The sequence below is a fragment of the Salmonella sp. SG203 genome (genome assembly GCF_013350575.1).
Taxonomy (GTDB): Bacteria; Pseudomonadota; Gammaproteobacteria; order Enterobacterales; family Enterobacteriaceae; genus Salmonella; species Salmonella enterica.
On record NZ_SNMT01000010.1, the window covers coordinates 96867 to 113526 of the forward strand.

Here is a 16660-nt window from a genome sequence, read left to right on the forward strand (position 1 = left end):
ATAATGCACTCAGTTAGTCTGATAAATATCCTTATACAACCGACTCTCGAAGCGTACCAGCGGGATTCGGCGATTACGCTGATCGGTAGGTGGAACCGCGTAGCCGGACAAATACTGTACAAATGCCATCCGTTGCCCGCTTGCGGTGGTAATAAAGCCCGCCAGATTATACACGCCCTGCAGTGACCCGGTTTTCGCCGAAACCTTACCGTCTACGCCCGCCTGATGTAGCCCGGCGCGGTATTGTAATGAACCATCATAGCCCGCCAGCGGCAGCATAGAGATAAAGTTCAGCTCGTTATCATGTTGGGCGATATATTGCAGCACCTGCATCATCGTGGCGGGAGCGATCAGATTATGGCGAGAAAGACCGGAACCGTCGGCAATAATGGTATTGCCGATATCAATTCCCGCCTGTTGGCGCAGAATCTGGCGAACGGCATCCGATCCCGCCCGCCAGGTGCCAGGCACGTTAAACCTGACATGACCAATCATCCGAAAAACAGTATCGGCGATCATGTTGTCTGACTTTTTCAGCATAATCTTAAGCAGATCGTGCAGTGGCGCCGACTGTTTACTGGCGACGATCGTTCCGGGCTCGTTAACCTGCGTCTGGCGCAGCAGCGTGCCGCGGTAAGTTATCCCGGCCTCTTTCAGTTCCTGCTTGAGGATCGCGCCCGCGTAGCTGGCGCCGTCCTGAATAGCAAAGGCCAGCGGCAGCGGGTCGGCGCGCTGTGGTAAACAGCCGGTAAGTGTATAACGGTTCAAATCGCCAGGCACCACATCCAACTCGCAATACTGCGCTTCTGCCGAACCGCGCGGCAGAGTCCGTACCTGGCTGAACATTGTTACCGGATAATAAGAGGCCACGCGAATAAAGGCTAAATCGTTTGGTTTTTGCGCGCTATAAAGCGACACAGAAAAACAGTTGCGGTCAACAATGGCGGCGGCGGGAGGCGCGCTGAAACACTGCGTCAGGTCGTTCCACGGCCAGCCTGGCGCTTTATCGTGGCTGGCGAAAATCGACGTGTCGATAAGCACATTACCGTCGATTTGCGTGACGCCGGACTTTTTCAGCGTCGCGACCATATTGCGAATATCCTGACGTTTTAGCGTTGGATCGCCACCGAAGCGCGCAATTACGTCACCTTTCAGGATGCCGTTATCGACGTTGCCTTTAGTCTCCAGCGTGGTCGTAAAACGGAAATCCGGGCCGAGTTGAATCAGCGCCGCCAGCGCGGTAATCACCTTTTGGGTACTGGCGGGAAGCGCCATCTGCTGACTATGATAATCAATAGCCGGCGCGGGCGCGCCAATCTTTTGCACCATCAGCGCGAGGTTGGCGCCGGCCGGAAGCTGTTTGATGTATTCGTCAATATTCGCGGCCTGAACGCTGAACGCTATACTGGTGGTCAATCCGATGATAAATCTGGAAAATCGCATAATCTCGCGCTAACACCCTGGAAACAAGCCGTCATACTACGGCGCAACGCCCTAAAAAGTAAACGATGACCCATAGGGAACTCCAGGGTAAAATGGTTATCAAAGAGGAAATTGTAGCTGACCTGGGACTGCGCGCCCGGGTTGGTGTTTTTTGCTTCTGACCCTGGTATGGCATATGCCGGGGCTGGCTTAGCAGCCGGGGTAGAGTTCATTGCCCCCTACAGGAATGTTCAAGAGGTATAACAAATGCAAGCTATTCCGATGACCTTACGCGGAGCCGAAAAACTGCGCGAAGAGCTGGATTTTCTGAAATCTGTGCGCCGTCCTGAAATCATCGCCGCTATCGCCGAAGCGCGCGAACATGGCGATTTAAAAGAAAACGCGGAGTATCATGCTGCACGCGAACAGCAGGGTTTCTGCGAAGGGCGCATTAAAGATATCGAAGCAAAACTGTCGAATGCGCAGGTGATTGATGTCACTAAAATGCCGAACAATGGTCGCGTGATTTTCGGCGCTACCGTCACGGTGCTGAACCTGGACACCGACGAAGAGCAGACCTACCGCATTGTTGGCGACGATGAGGCGGATTTTAAGCAAAATCTCATTTCGGTAAACTCGCCAATCGCTCGCGGCCTGATCGGCAAAGAGCAGGATGACGTCGTGGTGATCAAAACGCCTGGCGGCGATGTGGAATACGAAGTGCTTAAAGTGGAATACCTTTAAGTAGTACTCAATACGCAAATTGTTGGTGTATTGTAAAGAAAGGAAAAAGGCCGCATAGCGGCCTTTTATCAACGGAGAGAGCGTGGCATTTTGCTCTCCTGCTCGTGGAAAACCCCTCGTTTTACACAGATTTTGTGTTCGACTTTAGGATATCCTTAACGCGGCAGCGAGATTTTACGCTCTTTAGTTGGGCGATACAGCACCAGCGTTTTACCGATGACCTGTACGTTACAGGCGCCGGTTTCGCGCACGATAGCGTCCACGATCAAGGTTTTTGTTTCGCGATCTTCCGAGGCGATTTTCACCTTGATAAGTTCATGGTGCTCTAACGCTTGTTCAATCTCGGCCAGTACCCCTTCGGTCAAACCATTATTGCCAAGCATAACAACAGGCTTGAGCGGATGTGCCAGACCTTTTAGGTGCTGTTTTTGTTTAGTACTCAGATTCATCGTATATTTTTGCTTACGTTGGGATTGAAAACGGGTCATTCTACCGCCATCTCCCTTATATCGCCAAATAGGCGTGTAGAAATTTACGCCATTGGCTACGATGAACTGCCCCGACGGGAAAGTTAAATGACAGGTAAAAAGCGTTCTGCCAGCTCAAGCCGCTGGCTTCAGGAACACTTTAGCGATAAATATGTTCAACAGGCGCAGAAAAAGGGGCTACGCTCCCGTGCCTGGTTTAAACTTGATGAAATACAGCAAAGTGACAAACTTTTTAAGCCGGGAATGACGGTAGTCGATCTCGGCGCTGCGCCAGGAGGCTGGTCACAGTATGTGGTCACGCAGATTGGCGGCAAAGGCCGCATCATCGCTTGTGATCTTTTACCTATGGATCCTATCGTTGGTGTGGACTTTCTTCAGGGCGATTTTCGTGATGAACTTGTCATGAAAGCGTTACTGGAACGCGTGGGTGACAGTAAAGTACAAGTTGTCATGTCGGATATGGCACCAAACATGAGCGGAACACCGGCGGTGGATATCCCCCGCGCCATGTATCTGGTGGAGCTGGCGTTAGAGATGTGCCGCGATGTGCTGGCGCCAGGCGGAAGTTTTGTAGTGAAGGTGTTCCAGGGCGAAGGTTTCGATGAGTATCTAAGGGAAATTCGCTCCCTGTTTACGAAGGTTAAAGTTCGTAAGCCGGACTCTTCGCGTGCGCGTTCGCGTGAAGTGTACATTGTAGCGACCGGGCGAAAGTGATAACCGGCAGATTTCAGACGTAAGGTTTGAAAGAAACTGGATATAGAGTATCCTGACGCTGTTTTTAACACAGTTGTAATAAGAGGTTAATCCCTTGAGTGACATGGCGAAAAACCTAATACTCTGGCTGGTCATTGCCGTTGTGCTGATGTCAGTATTCCAGAGCTTTGGGCCCAGCGAGTCTAATGGCCGTAAGGTGGATTACTCTACCTTCCTGCAAGAGGTCAATCAGGACCAGGTTCGCGAAGCGCGTATCAACGGACGTGAGATCAACGTTACCAAGAAAGATAGTAACCGTTACACGACTTACATTCCGATTAATGATCCGAAGCTGCTTGATAACCTGCTGACTAAAAACGTCAAGGTTGTTGGCGAACCACCTGAAGAGCCAAGCCTGCTGGCTTCTATCTTCATTTCCTGGTTCCCGATGCTGTTGCTGATCGGCGTCTGGATCTTCTTCATGCGTCAGATGCAGGGCGGCGGTGGCAAAGGCGCCATGTCGTTCGGTAAGAGCAAGGCGCGTATGCTGACGGAAGATCAGATCAAAACCACGTTTGCTGACGTCGCGGGTTGTGACGAAGCGAAAGAAGAAGTGGCGGAACTGGTTGAATACCTGCGTGAACCGAGCCGTTTCCAGAAGCTGGGCGGTAAAATTCCGAAAGGCGTCCTGATGGTCGGCCCGCCGGGTACCGGTAAAACCCTGCTGGCAAAAGCCATTGCGGGTGAAGCGAAGGTGCCATTCTTTACGATTTCCGGTTCTGACTTTGTGGAAATGTTCGTCGGTGTCGGCGCGTCTCGAGTGCGTGACATGTTCGAACAGGCCAAGAAAGCGGCGCCGTGCATTATCTTCATCGATGAAATCGACGCCGTAGGCCGCCAGCGTGGCGCAGGTCTGGGCGGTGGTCACGATGAACGTGAGCAGACGTTGAACCAGATGCTGGTTGAGATGGACGGCTTCGAAGGTAACGAAGGTATCATCGTTATCGCGGCAACCAACCGTCCGGACGTTCTGGACCCGGCGCTGCTGCGTCCAGGTCGTTTTGACCGTCAGGTGGTGGTAGGCCTGCCGGATGTGCGCGGTCGTGAGCAGATTCTGAAGGTGCATATGCGTCGCGTACCGTTAGCGACGGATATTGATGCGGCGATCATTGCGCGCGGTACGCCGGGCTTCTCCGGTGCGGACCTGGCGAACCTGGTCAACGAAGCGGCGCTGTTTGCCGCACGCGGCAACAAACGCGTTGTGTCGATGGTTGAGTTCGAGAAAGCGAAAGACAAAATCATGATGGGCGCCGAACGTCGCTCCATGGTGATGACGGAAGCGCAGAAAGAGTCGACCGCGTACCACGAAGCGGGCCACGCGATTATCGGTCGCCTGGTGCCGGAACACGATCCGGTGCACAAAGTGACGATTATCCCGCGCGGTCGTGCGCTGGGCGTGACCTTCTTCCTGCCTGAAGGCGACGCGATCAGCGCCAGCCGTCAGAAGCTGGAAAGCCAAATCAGCACGCTGTACGGCGGTCGTCTGGCGGAAGAGATTATCTACGGCGTTGAGCATGTTTCTACCGGCGCGTCGAACGACATTAAAGTCGCGACTAACCTGGCGCGTAACATGGTCACCCAGTGGGGCTTCTCGGAGAAACTCGGTCCGTTGCTGTATGCGGAAGAAGAGGGCGAAGTATTCCTCGGCCGTAGCGTCGCAAAAGCGAAACATATGTCTGATGAAACTGCGCGTATCATCGACCAGGAAGTGAAAGCGCTGATTGAACGTAACTACAATCGCGCTCGTCAGATCCTGACTGACAATATGGATATTCTGCACGCGATGAAAGATGCGTTGATGAAATATGAAACCATCGATGCGCCGCAGATTGATGACCTGATGGCGCGTCGTGAAGTGCGTCCGCCTGCGGGCTGGGAAGATCCAAACGGCACCAATAACTCTGACAGCAATGGTACGCCTCAGGCGCCGCGTCCGGTTGATGAACCACGCACGCCGAACCCGGGCAACACGATGTCAGAGCAGCTGGGCGACAAATAAACGTTTGTTGTACAACATTATGTTTAGCGCTCACCGAAACCCTGGGGCTTGCCCCGGGGTTTTTCTTTTTTTAACTCACCACAAATAAAACAGGGATTTTGACCATGAAACTCTTCGCTCAGGGCGCCACGCTCGATCTCACTCATCCGCATGTTATGGGTATCCTGAACGTAACGCCGGATTCGTTCTCCGACGGCGGCGCGCATAACACGCTGATTGAGGCGGTGAAACATGCGAATTTAATGGTGAATGCCGGGGCGACAATTATTGATGTGGGGGGGGAATCAACGCGACCAGGCGCGGCAGAAGTGAGCGTGGAAGAAGAGCTGGATCGCGTTATTCCGGTACTGGAAGCAATCGCGCAACGTTTTGAAGTGTGGATTTCTGTGGATACCTCTAAACCCGAGGTGATCCGTGAAGCGGCAAGGGCGGGCGCGCATATTATCAATGATGTCCGTTCACTCTCCGAACCCGGCGCGTTGGAAGCGGCAGCGGAAACCGGCTTGCCGGTCAGTCTTATGCACATGCAGGGCAACCCCAAAACCATGCAGGAGGCGCCGAAATATGACGATGTCTTTGCCGAGGTGAATCGCTACTTTATTGAGCAAATAGCACGTTGTGAGAAGGCCGGCATCGCAAAAGAGAAATTGTTGCTCGACCCAGGATTCGGTTTCGGTAAAAATCTCTCTCACAATTATACCTTACTGGCGCGACTGGGTGAGTTTCATCATTTTAACCTGCCGCTGCTGGTGGGCATGTCACGTAAAACGATGGTTGGTCAGTTACTTAACGTGGGACCATCAGACCGTCTGAACGGCAGCCTTGCGTGCGCGGTAATTGCCGCGATGCAGGGCGCGCAGATCATTCGCGTCCATGACGTCAAAGAAACCGTAGAGGCGATGCGGGTGGTGGAAGCCACTCTGTCTGCAAAGGGAAACAAACGCTATGAGTAATCGTAAATATTTCGGTACCGATGGGATTCGCGGACGTGTAGGCAATGCCCCCATTACACCTGATTTCGTGCTTAAACTGGGTTGGGCTGCCGGAAAAGTGCTGGCGCGTCATGGTTCGCGTAAAATCATTATCGGTAAAGATACGCGTATTTCCGGCTATATGCTGGAGTCCGCGCTGGAGGCGGGCCTTGCCGCTGCGGGACTGTCGGCCTCGTTTACCGGACCTATGCCAACGCCAGCCGTCGCCTATCTGACGCGGACTTTCCGCGCGGAGGCGGGTATCGTTATCTCGGCTTCGCATAACCCGTTCTATGATAACGGCATTAAATTCTTCTCTATCGACGGTACGAAACTGCCTGACGATGTGGAAGAAGCCATCGAAGCCGAAATGGAAAAAGAGATCACCTGCGTAGACTCCGCCGAGCTGGGTAAAGCCAGCCGCATCGTCGACGCCGCCGGACGCTATATTGAGTTCTGTAAAGGCACCTTCCCGAACGAACTGAGCCTCAACGGCCTGAAAGTGGTTGTGGATTGCGCCAACGGCGCTACCTACCATATCGCGCCGAATGTGCTGCGCGAGCTGGGCGCGACCGTTATCGCCATCGGCTGTGAGCCAAACGGCGTCAACATTAACGAAGAAGTGGGCGCGACCGACGTGCGCGCGTTGCAGGCGCGCGTGTTGGCGGAGAAGGCGGACCTCGGCATCGCGCTTGACGGCGACGGCGACCGGGTCATCATGGTTGACCATGAAGGCAATAAAGTCGATGGCGATCAGATCATGTATATCATCGCGCGCGAAGGGCTGCGGCAGGGGCAACTGCGCGGCGGCGCGGTGGGGACGCTGATGAGCAATATGGGGCTGGAGCTGGCGCTCAAGCAGCTTGGCATTCCGTTTGCCCGGGCGAAAGTGGGCGACCGCTATGTGCTGGAAAAATTGCAGGAAAAAGGCTGGCGCATCGGCGCGGAAAACTCTGGTCACGTTATTCTGCTGGATAAAACGACCACTGGCGACGGTATTGTAGCGGGGCTACAAGTTCTGGCGGCGATGGTGCGTAATCATATGAGTCTGCACGATCTGTGCAGCGGTATGAAAATGTTCCCGCAGATTCTGGTTAACGTGCGTTACACCGCCGGTAGCGGCGATCCGCTGGAAAATGAAGCGGTGAAAGCGGTAACGGCGGACGTAGAAGCCACACTCGGCAATCGTGGGCGGGTACTGCTACGTAAATCCGGTACCGAACCGCTGATTCGCGTGATGGTGGAAGGCGAGGATGAAGCGCAGGTTACGGCATTCGCCCATCGTATCGCGGATGCGGTAAAAGCCGTTTAAGCGTTTAAGTGACTAAAAAGGCGGCGGTTGCCGCCTTACGGCCCGCAAAAAACAACGCTTTTGCTGTTTTTTTCCGCAGTTGATACAATGCGCTTAAATTGCCCTTGCGAAGGTCATTCGCTTTGGTTAGTATTCACACCCGCTTCAGTGGGAAACAGTAAAAATCCCGCTTTATTGATAGAAGCATTGGTACGCGGCAACTCCGCAAGGAACAGGTTGATTATGTACGAAGCTCTTTTAGTTGTTTTCCTTATTGTGGCAATTGGCCTTGTAGGTCTGATCATGCTGCAGCAAGGTAAAGGCGCTGATATGGGAGCCTCCTTCGGAGCAGGCGCTTCCGCTACGCTATTTGGTTCAAGTGGTTCTGGTAACTTCATGACCCGAATGACGGCGGTATTGGCGACGCTGTTCTTCATCATCAGTCTGGTGTTGGGTAATATCAATAGCAACAAAACCAATAAAGGAAGCGAGTGGGAAAATCTGAGCGCGCCGGCGAAGACCGAGCAGACTCAACCTGCTGCACCGGCCCAGCCGACCAGCGATATCCCGCGCTAATAGCAGTATCCGTGCCGAGGTGGTGGAATTGGTAGACACGCTACCTTGAGGTGGTAGTGCCCAATAGGGCTTACGGGTTCAAGTCCCGTCCTCGGTACCAATATTCCGAAAGAAAGACGCTGAAAAGCGTCTTTTTTTTCGTCTGTTGAAACTGCTCTCAGAGAGGAGGTTGAAGTACGCTTACACGCGTCCCTGGCATGGCCCCGTCAATACGTTGAGATAGCCCTACATACATACTCATGTATGTCCTCTCTGGTGATCTCCCTGCGTCAGGTTCACTCCACCGATTACGAGATCATCTTCGTTCATTGAAGCCAGTAGTTGCTCAGCTATAATCTGAAATGCTTGTATCTGTTATCCCCCTCCATATCTTTTGCTCAAGTAGTTTTATCTAATCTTCCTTTGCACTGAGCCGAATATCTAAGGAAGAGATTAATGAGTTTATTTTTCGATCGTGCTGGATTGATTGCTGAATTGCGCACATCCAATTTGAGCTCTGCTATTCAGGAGAAAGTCGTGCAACAGGCACGTGCTGCTATTGCATTTAAACGTTGTCTGCGGGATATGGAAACAGTAAAGGTGGGGGCATCGCGGTTGGGCGGTCTACCCGACTGGCCATTAGGACAAAGCTGGCCTATACGAAAAAAATCGGTTAATGCCACATCTCGCGTACTAAAGCTGAAAGCTGAAAAAACGCGAAATGCCAGGTTTGTTCATGAAATGAAAATGAGTTATGAGCTGTTCAATGAAGGGCGTAAGCTGCTTGGGCAGCCAGCGGAAGATTTTGACGAGGAAAAGTATCGGTTAGTGCAGCAGCGGTTATTAACCGAAATTGACATCCGCATAGAGAATCAGTTGGTTGATTTTCCGCTTGCTTTCGTTGCCCAACTAAACTTGAGTGACCTGGCGTTACTCCCGGGGTTTGATCCACTGCTTCCCAGGCGGGGGTTATTGAGCTTCTTTGTCGATGTTACCTGGGAAGATCGGCAGCCCTTTGTTTTCTGGCACGATGTTGAGGTAGATACATTAAGCACGCTAGCTGTGCCAGATGACTTGCTGGCTTTTTACAATAAGATTGAATTTCGTGAACCATGGCAATTGTGTACACAGGTTGAGTGCCTGGAACCTCTTTCCGTTATCAGTGTTTCGTCAGTCTGCGAGGGGTTAAGCGTTACGCAGCAGAAAGCGTATGAATCATGGTATGACGCGTTAAGTGATTACGAACAGGACAACCCGTATCGAGTTGATGCCTGCTATTCCGGCGATCTTCTGGGAGGGTGGACAATTCCTCTCCAACGTAGTGTGGAAGATGAACTGAATCAAAATGATACAAGGTGGCGACAGCTTTTTAGCTGGGATGAAGAAATTCATTCTACAACAGCATTACTGGCTGTCGCTGGGCCGGATTTTGGCGGGGGTATTGACTATATAATGATGACTGAAAAAGACATGGCTGCACAATGCTTTGACAGGGTGCGAAATGTTGTCCAGTTAGATTAACCGGCAAATCAGCCATTTGCATCAACCTGGGGTGATATTCACAAAAAAGGCCGCTTTCGCGGCCTGTTGCATCAACGACGCGGGCTTATTTGCCTTTGTTTTCCAGATTCTCAACCTGCGGCAGACCGGTCGCGGAAGAGGCGGTTAACAGACCCGCTTTCGCGTAGCCGAACAGTTTCTCGCGGGTATCGGTAATGTCCAGATTACGCATGGTCAACTGGCCAATACGATCGTCCGGTGAGAATACGGACTCGCCTTTCTCCATGGTCAGACGCTCAGCCTTATAGGTCAGGTTGTCTGACACGGTGTTCAGGATGGAGTAGTCGTTGCCGCGACGCAGTTCCAGCGTCACTTCACCGGTAATCTGGCTGGCGACCCAACGTTGCAGGCCGTCACGCAGCATCAACGCCTGCGAGTCGAACCAGCGGCCCTGATACAGCAGTTTACCCAGCTGACGACCATGAGAATGATACTGTTCAATGGTGTCTTCGTTGTGAATACCGGTCAACAGACGCTCGTAAGCGATGTGCAGCAGCGCCATCCCAGGGGCTTCATAAATACCGCGGCTTTTTGCTTCAATGATGCGGTTTTCAATTTGGTCGCTCATGCCCAGGCCGTGACGGCCGCCGATGCGGTTCGCTTCCAGCATCATCTCAACATCATCGCTGAAGGTTTTACCGTTCAGGGCAACAGGGTGGCCCTGCTCGAAGCGGACGTTCACCTCTTCTGCCGGGATCTTCACGCTCTCGTCCCAGAACTTCACGCCCATAATCGGGTTGACGATCTTGACGCTGGAGTTCAGGAACTCGAGGTCTTTCGCTTCGTGCGTCGCGCCCAACATGTTGGAGTCGGTGGAGTAGGCTTTTTCGACGGACATTTTGTAGTCGAAGCCGCAGGCAATCATAAATTCAGACATCTCATGGCGACCACCCAGCTCATCGATAAAGTCGGTATCCAGCCACGGTTTGTAAATCTGCAGCTCGGCGTTGGTCAGCAAGCCGTAACGATAGAAACGTTCAATATCGTTGCCTTTATAGGTGCTGCCGTCGCCCCAGATATTTACGCCATCTTCTTTCATCGCGGCGACCAGCATCGTGCCGGTCACGGCACGGCCCAGCGGCGTGGTATTGAAATAGGTCAGTCCGCCAGTCGTATTATGGAAAGCGCCGCACTGAATCGCTGCGATCCCTTCTGCAACCAACTGCTTGCGGCAATCAATCAGGCGAGCATTCTCTGCGCCATACTCCATTGCGCGACGAGGAATGGCGTCATAGTCATCCTCATCCGGTTGTCCCAGATTCGCAGTATAGGCATATGGGACAGCTCCTTTTTGTCGCATCCACAGCAGCGCGGCGCTGGTGTCCAGACCGCCGGAAAAAGCGATACCAATACGTTGACCTGCTGGAAGATGCTTAAGAATCGTCGTCATAGAATAGAACCCTGCTTGATTGACTGATAATGAGATCGGTTTCTGCTTTAGTGCATTTTTATGCAAAATAAATGAGTTTTCATTTAATCATCTTTTAGCAGAGACAGGAAGCATTTAGTGAAGGTTTACTGAAATAACGTTGTGAAATGCGTGTATAAGCCGGAGAGGTGGGATGAGTATAACGAAGAGTGATATTCATTCATCTGCATATTGGGAATAGGGTTGACATAACTCATGCCTGGTCACTATACTGTGCGCAGATTTTACGTCCCGTCCTCGGTACCAAATCCCAGCAGTATTTGCAAATTTTGCCCAAAACGAGTAGAATTTGCCACGTTTCAGGCGCGGGGTGGAGCAGCCTGGTAGCTCGTCGGGCTCATAACCCGAAGGTCGTCGGTTCAAATCCGGCCCCCGCAACCACTTTCCCTTAGAGTTCTTTTTCAAATATACTGTGAAGATTATGTCCTTCGTAGCTGGATTTGAAAAAAATTCTTTCGGAAGGTACACCAGACCGCCGTTGCGGTTATAGGGTTCAGTTATCTAAAGCCCCGATTTATCGGGGTTTTTTGTTATCTGACTACAGAATAACTGGGCTTTAGGCCCTTTTTTTATGTCTTGGGGGTGGGCTTGTCCACATTAGAGCAAAAATTAACAGAGATGATTACAGCGCCAGTTGAAGCCTTAGGCTACGAGCTGGTCGGCATCGAATTTATTCGCGGTCGCACATCCACACTGCGCATCTATATTGATAGTGAAGATGGCATCAATGTTGATGATTGTGCTGATGTGAGCCACCAGGTAAGCGCGGTGCTGGACGTTGAAGATCCTATCTCCGTGGCTTACAACCTTGAAGTCTCGTCACCGGGTCTCGACCGTCCTATGTTCACTGCCGATCATTATGCGCGTTTCCAGGGTGAAGAAGTCGCGCTGGTTCTTCGCATGGCGGTACAGAACCGTCGCAAGTGGCAGGGCATTATCAAAGCGGTGGACGGTGAAATGATTACCGTCACAGTCGAAGGCAAAGATGAAGTGTTCGCGCTGAGTAATATCCAGAAGGCGAACCTGGTTCCCCACTTTTAACAGTCTGGATGAGGTGAAAAGCCCGCGATGAACAAAGAAATTTTGGCTGTTGTTGAAGCCGTCTCCAACGAAAAAGCGCTGCCACGCGAAAAAATTTTTGAAGCGCTGGAAAGTGCGCTGGCGACAGCAACAAAGAAAAAATATGAGCAGGAGATCGATGTTCGTGTAGAAATCGATCGTAAAAGCGGTGATTTTGATACTTTCCGCCGTTGGTTGATCGTTGAAGAAGTGACCATGCCGACGAAGGAAATTACGCTGGAAGCGGCGCGTTTTGAAGACGAAAGCCTGAATGTCGGCGACTATGTTGAAGATCAGATTGAATCTGTCACCTTTGACCGTATCACCACGCAGACTGCGAAACAGGTTATCGTACAGAAGGTCCGTGAAGCTGAACGCGCGATGGTTGTCGATCAGTTCCGCGACCAGGAAGGCGAAATTGTCACTGGCGTGGTGAAGAAAGTGAACCGCGACAATATCTCTCTGGAAATTAAATCCGAAGGGATGGCCGGTAACGCTGAAGCGGTGATTCTGCGTGAAGATATGCTGCCGCGTGAAAACTTCCGTCCGGGCGACCGCATCCGCGGCGTGCTGTATGCTGTTCGCCCGGAAGCGCGTGGCGCGCAGCTGTTCGTCACCCGTTCCAAGCCGGAAATGCTGATCGAACTGTTCCGTATCGAAGTGCCGGAAATCGGCGAAGAAGTGATTGAAATTAAAGCGGCGGCTCGCGATCCGGGTTCTCGTGCGAAAATCGCAGTGAAAACCAACGATAAACGTATCGATCCGGTCGGCGCTTGCGTGGGGATGCGCGGCGCGCGCGTTCAGGCGGTCTCTACCGAACTGGGCGGTGAGCGTATCGATATCGTGCTGTGGGATGATAACCCGGCGCAGTTCGTCATTAATGCGATGGCGCCGGCAGACGTCGCGTCTATCGTGGTGGACGAAGATAAACATACCATGGATATCGCCGTTGAAGCCGGTAATCTGGCGCAGGCGATCGGACGTAATGGTCAGAACGTCCGCCTGGCTTCGCAATTGAGCGGCTGGGAACTCAACGTAATGACCGTTGATGACTTGCAGGCTAAACATCAGGCTGAAGCACATGCCGCTATCGAGATCTTTACTAAATATCTTGATATTGATGAAGAGTTCGCGACCGTTCTGGTAGAAGAAGGTTTCTCCACGCTCGAAGAACTGGCCTATGTGCCAATGAAAGAACTGCTGGAAATTGACGGCCTTGATGAGCCGACCGTTGAAGCACTGCGCGAGCGTGCTAAAAACGCACTGGCCACTCTGGCGCAGGACCAGGAAGCAAGCCTCGGTGATAACAAACCGGCTGACGATCTGCTGAATCTGGAAGGATTAGATCGCGATATGGCTTTCAAACTGGCGGCTCGTGGTGTTTGTACGCTGGAAGATCTCGCCGACCAGGGCATTGATGATCTGGCTGATATCGAAGGGTTGACCGACGAAAAAGCCGGTGAGCTGATTATGGCTGCCCGTAATATTTGCTGGTTCGGCGACGAAGCGTAATAAACTGTAGCAGGAAGGAACAGCATGACAGATGTAACCCTAAAAGCGCTGGCCGCAGAGAGACAGGTTTCCGTGGATCGCCTGGTACAGCAGTTTGCTGATGCAGGTATCCGGAAATCTGCTGACGACTCTGTGTCCGCACAAGAAAAACAGACTTTACTGGCGCACCTGAACCGCGAAGCGGTTTCTGGTCCCGATAAACTGACGCTGCAGCGTAAAACGCGCAGCACCCTGAATATTCCAGGTACCGGTGGAAAAAGTAAATCGGTACAAATCGAAGTCCGCAAGAAGCGCACCTTTGTGAAACGCGATCCGCAAGAGGCTGAACGCCTGGCCGCGGAAGAGCAGGCGCAGCGTGAAGCGGAAGAGCAAGCCCGTCGTGAGGCAGAAGAACAGGCCAAACGCGAGGCGCAACAAAAAGCTGAACGCGAGGCCGCAGAACAAGCTAAGCGTGAAGCCGCTGAAAAAGCGAAACGTGAAGCTGCGGAAAAAGACAAAGTGAGCAATCAACAGACTGACGATATGACCAAAACCGCCCAGGCCGAAAAAGCCCGCCGTGAGAATGAAGCTGCAGAGCTGAAGCGTAAAGCGGAAGAAGAAGCACGTCGCAAACTCGAAGAAGAAGCGCGTCGTGTAGCAGAAGAAGCTCGCCGCATGGCGGAAGAAAACAAATGGACCGCAACGCCTGAGCCAGTAGAAGACACCAGTGACTATCATGTCACCACTTCTCAGCACGCGCGCCAGGCCGAAGACGAAAACGATCGTGAAGTAGAAGGCGGTCGTGGTCGTGGCCGTAATGCAAAAGCGGCGCGTCCGGCGAAAAAAGGCAAACATGCCGAATCCAAAGCCGATCGCGAAGAAGCGCGTGCTGCGGTTCGCGGCGGTAAAGGCGGCAAGCGTAAAGGGTCTTCTTTACAGCAAGGCTTCCAGAAGCCCGCTCAGGCCGTTAACCGTGACGTGGTGATCGGTGAAACCATCACCGTTGGCGAACTGGCGAACAAGATGGCGGTGAAAGGTTCTCAGGTCATCAAAGCGATGATGAAGCTGGGCGCCATGGCCACCATCAACCAGGTCATCGACCAGGAAACCGCACAACTGGTTGCCGAAGAGATGGGCCACAAAGTTATCCTGCGTCGTGAAAACGAACTGGAAGAAGCGGTAATGAGCGACCGTGATACCGGCGCTGCGGCTGAACCGCGCGCTCCGGTTGTGACCATCATGGGTCACGTTGACCACGGTAAAACCTCGCTGCTGGACTACATTCGTTCCACGAAAGTAGCCTCTGGCGAAGCGGGCGGCATTACCCAGCACATCGGTGCTTACCACGTTGAAACTGACAACGGGATGATCACCTTCCTGGACACCCCGGGCCACGCCGCATTTACTTCTATGCGTGCTCGCGGCGCCCAGGCAACGGATATCGTGGTTCTGGTGGTAGCGGCAGACGACGGCGTGATGCCGCAGACTATCGAAGCTATCCAGCACGCGAAAGCGGCAGGTGTGCCGGTCGTGGTTGCGGTGAACAAAATCGATAAGCCGGAAGCCGATCCGGATCGCGTTAAGAACGAACTGTCCCAGTACGGCATTCTGCCGGAAGAGTGGGGCGGCGAGAGCCAGTTCGTTCACGTGTCTGCGAAAGCGGGCACCGGTATTGACGAACTGCTTGATGCTATCTTGCTGCAGGCCGAAGTTCTGGAACTGAAAGCCGTTCGTAAAGGTATGGCGAGCGGTGCGGTGATCGAATCCTTCCTGGATAAAGGTCGTGGTCCGGTGGCTACCGTGCTGGTTCGTGAAGGTACGCTGCATAAGGGCGATATCGTGCTGTGTGGCTTCGAATACGGTCGCGTGCGTGCGATGCGTAACGAACTGGGTCAGGAAGTGCTGGAAGCGGGTCCGTCCATTCCGGTGGAAATCCTCGGCCTGTCCGGCGTTCCGGCTGCCGGTGACGAAGTGACCGTCGTTCGTGACGAGAAGAAAGCGCGTGAAGTTGCTCTGTATCGTCAGGGTAAATTCCGTGAAGTTAAACTGGCTCGTCAGCAGAAATCTAAACTCGAGAACATGTTCGCCAACATGACCGAAGGCGAAGTTCACGAAGTGAACATCGTGCTGAAGGCCGACGTACAGGGTTCTGTGGAAGCGATCTCCGACTCCTTGCTGAAACTGTCTACCGACGAAGTGAAAGTGAAGATCATCGGTTCTGGCGTAGGTGGTATCACCGAAACCGACGCGACCCTGGCGGCGGCGTCCAACGCCATTCTGGTGGGCTTCAACGTTCGTGCCGATGCCTCTGCGCGTAAAGTGATCGAATCTGAAAGCCTGGATCTGCGTTACTACTCCGTCATCTATAACCTGATCGACGAAGTGAAAGCGGCGATGAGCGGTATGCTGTCTCCGGAACTGAAACAGCAGATTATCGGTCTGGCTGAAGTGCGCGATGTGTTCAAATCGCCGAAATTCGGCGCGATCGCGGGCTGTATGGTTACCGAAGGTACGATTAAACGCCATAACCCAATCCGCGTACTGCGCGACAACGTGGTTATCTATGAAGGCGAGCTGGAATCCCTGCGCCGCTTCAAAGATGACGTTAACGAAGTCCGTAACGGCATGGAATGTGGTATCGGCGTGAAGAACTACAACGACGTTCGCGTTGGCGATATGATTGAAGTATTCGAAATTATCGAGATCCAACGTACCATCGCTTAATCTTCGTCGTCTTTTGGGCCGCAACGGCGTTGGCTGCGCTCGCTCACCCCGGTCACATAGTTATCTATGCTCCCGGGGATTTACGAGCTTGCCGCCTTGTTGCAATCCAAAATCCTTAGAAGATGATTAGGCGTAGGCCGGGTAAGCGAAGCGCCACCCGGCAAGAAATTTAAA

At 52.7% G+C, this 16660-nt stretch carries 13 protein-coding genes and 2 tRNA genes; 12 read left to right on the forward strand and 3 right to left on the reverse strand.

Annotated features, from left to right (window positions below):
- Positions 1-9 precede the first annotated feature (9 nt).
- Positions 10-1443, reverse strand: coding sequence for a serine-type D-Ala-D-Ala carboxypeptidase (gene dacB, locus HV477_RS15615; RefSeq protein WP_079899119.1), 1434 nt, complete (start codon positions 1441-1443; stop codon positions 10-12).
- A 246-nt stretch (positions 1444-1689) separates the two neighbouring features.
- On the opposite strand from dacB, the gene greA reads away from it, so the two are divergent.
- Positions 1690-2166, forward strand: a complete 477-nt coding sequence (gene greA / locus HV477_RS15620) for a transcription elongation factor GreA (RefSeq protein ID WP_001148008.1) — start codon at positions 1690-1692, stop codon at positions 2164-2166.
- A gap of 155 nt (positions 2167-2321) precedes the next feature.
- Here greA and yhbY read toward each other — a convergent pair whose 3' ends face one another.
- Complete coding sequence (yhbY, locus tag HV477_RS15625) at positions 2322-2615, reverse strand: ribosome assembly RNA-binding protein YhbY (RefSeq protein ID WP_001592995.1); 294 nt, start codon at positions 2613-2615, stop codon at positions 2322-2324.
- 126 nt (positions 2616-2741) lie between these two features.
- Here yhbY and rlmE point away from each other — a divergent pair, with 126 nt between their 5' ends.
- The 7 genes from rlmE (at position 2742) to HV477_RS15660 (ending at position 9744) form a co-directional block, all read left to right on the forward strand.
- A complete protein-coding gene (rlmE, locus tag HV477_RS15630) occupies positions 2742-3368 on the forward strand; it encodes a 23S rRNA (uridine(2552)-2'-O)-methyltransferase RlmE (protein ID WP_000145974.1) in 627 nt (208 codons plus the stop codon).
- A gap of 103 nt (positions 3369-3471) precedes the next feature.
- Positions 3472-5406: an ATP-dependent zinc metalloprotease FtsH gene (gene ftsH, locus HV477_RS15635; protein ID WP_001107481.1), complete on the forward strand. Its 1935-nt coding sequence runs from the start codon at positions 3472-3474 to the stop codon at positions 5404-5406.
- 104 nt (positions 5407-5510) lie between these two features.
- The gene (folP, locus tag HV477_RS15640; protein ID WP_000764711.1) at positions 5511-6359 is read left to right on the forward strand and encodes a dihydropteroate synthase; all 849 of its coding nucleotides are present in this window, start codon (positions 5511-5513) and stop codon (positions 6357-6359) included.
- A complete protein-coding gene (gene glmM, locus HV477_RS15645) occupies positions 6352-7689 on the forward strand; it encodes a phosphoglucosamine mutase (RefSeq protein WP_000071169.1) in 1338 nt (445 codons plus the stop codon). The genes folP and glmM overlap by 8 nt, the downstream gene beginning before the upstream one ends.
- A gap of 222 nt (positions 7690-7911) precedes the next feature.
- Entirely contained in the window at positions 7912-8244 is a 333-nt protein-coding gene (gene secG / locus HV477_RS15650; RefSeq protein WP_000272680.1) for a preprotein translocase subunit SecG, read from the forward strand.
- 13 nt (positions 8245-8257) lie between these two features.
- Positions 8258-8344 (forward strand) — tRNA-Leu (locus tag HV477_RS15655).
- A gap of 335 nt (positions 8345-8679) precedes the next feature.
- The gene (locus tag HV477_RS15660; protein ID WP_052932760.1) at positions 8680-9744 is read left to right on the forward strand and encodes a DUF1963 domain-containing protein; all 1065 of its coding nucleotides are present in this window, start codon (positions 8680-8682) and stop codon (positions 9742-9744) included.
- 85 nt (positions 9745-9829) lie between these two features.
- Here the strand turns inward: HV477_RS15660 and argG are convergent, their stop codons facing one another.
- Positions 9830-11173 (reverse strand): argininosuccinate synthase, encoded by a 1344-nt coding sequence (gene argG, locus HV477_RS15665; RefSeq protein WP_114063930.1) that lies wholly within the window; start codon positions 11171-11173, stop codon positions 9830-9832.
- 343 nt (positions 11174-11516) lie between these two features.
- Between argG and HV477_RS15670 the strand changes: the two genes are divergently transcribed.
- The 4 genes from HV477_RS15670 (at position 11517) to infB (ending at position 16486) form a co-directional block, all read left to right on the forward strand.
- A tRNA-Met gene (locus HV477_RS15670) sits at positions 11517-11593 on the forward strand.
- A gap of 207 nt (positions 11594-11800) precedes the next feature.
- Positions 11801-12253 carry a ribosome maturation factor RimP gene (rimP, locus tag HV477_RS15675; RefSeq protein WP_000105461.1) on the forward strand — a complete coding sequence of 151 codons (453 nt, stop codon included), beginning with the start codon at positions 11801-11803 and terminating at the stop codon, positions 12251-12253.
- Between the two features lie 27 nt (positions 12254-12280).
- Positions 12281-13783, forward strand: a complete 1503-nt coding sequence (nusA, locus tag HV477_RS15680) for a transcription termination factor NusA (protein ID WP_001031038.1) — start codon at positions 12281-12283, stop codon at positions 13781-13783.
- A 24-nt stretch (positions 13784-13807) separates the two neighbouring features.
- On the forward strand, positions 13808-16486 hold the full coding sequence (infB, locus tag HV477_RS15685) for a translation initiation factor IF-2 (protein ID WP_000133064.1): 2679 nt from the start codon (positions 13808-13810) through the stop codon (positions 16484-16486).
- Positions 16487-16660: the final 174 nt, after the last annotated feature.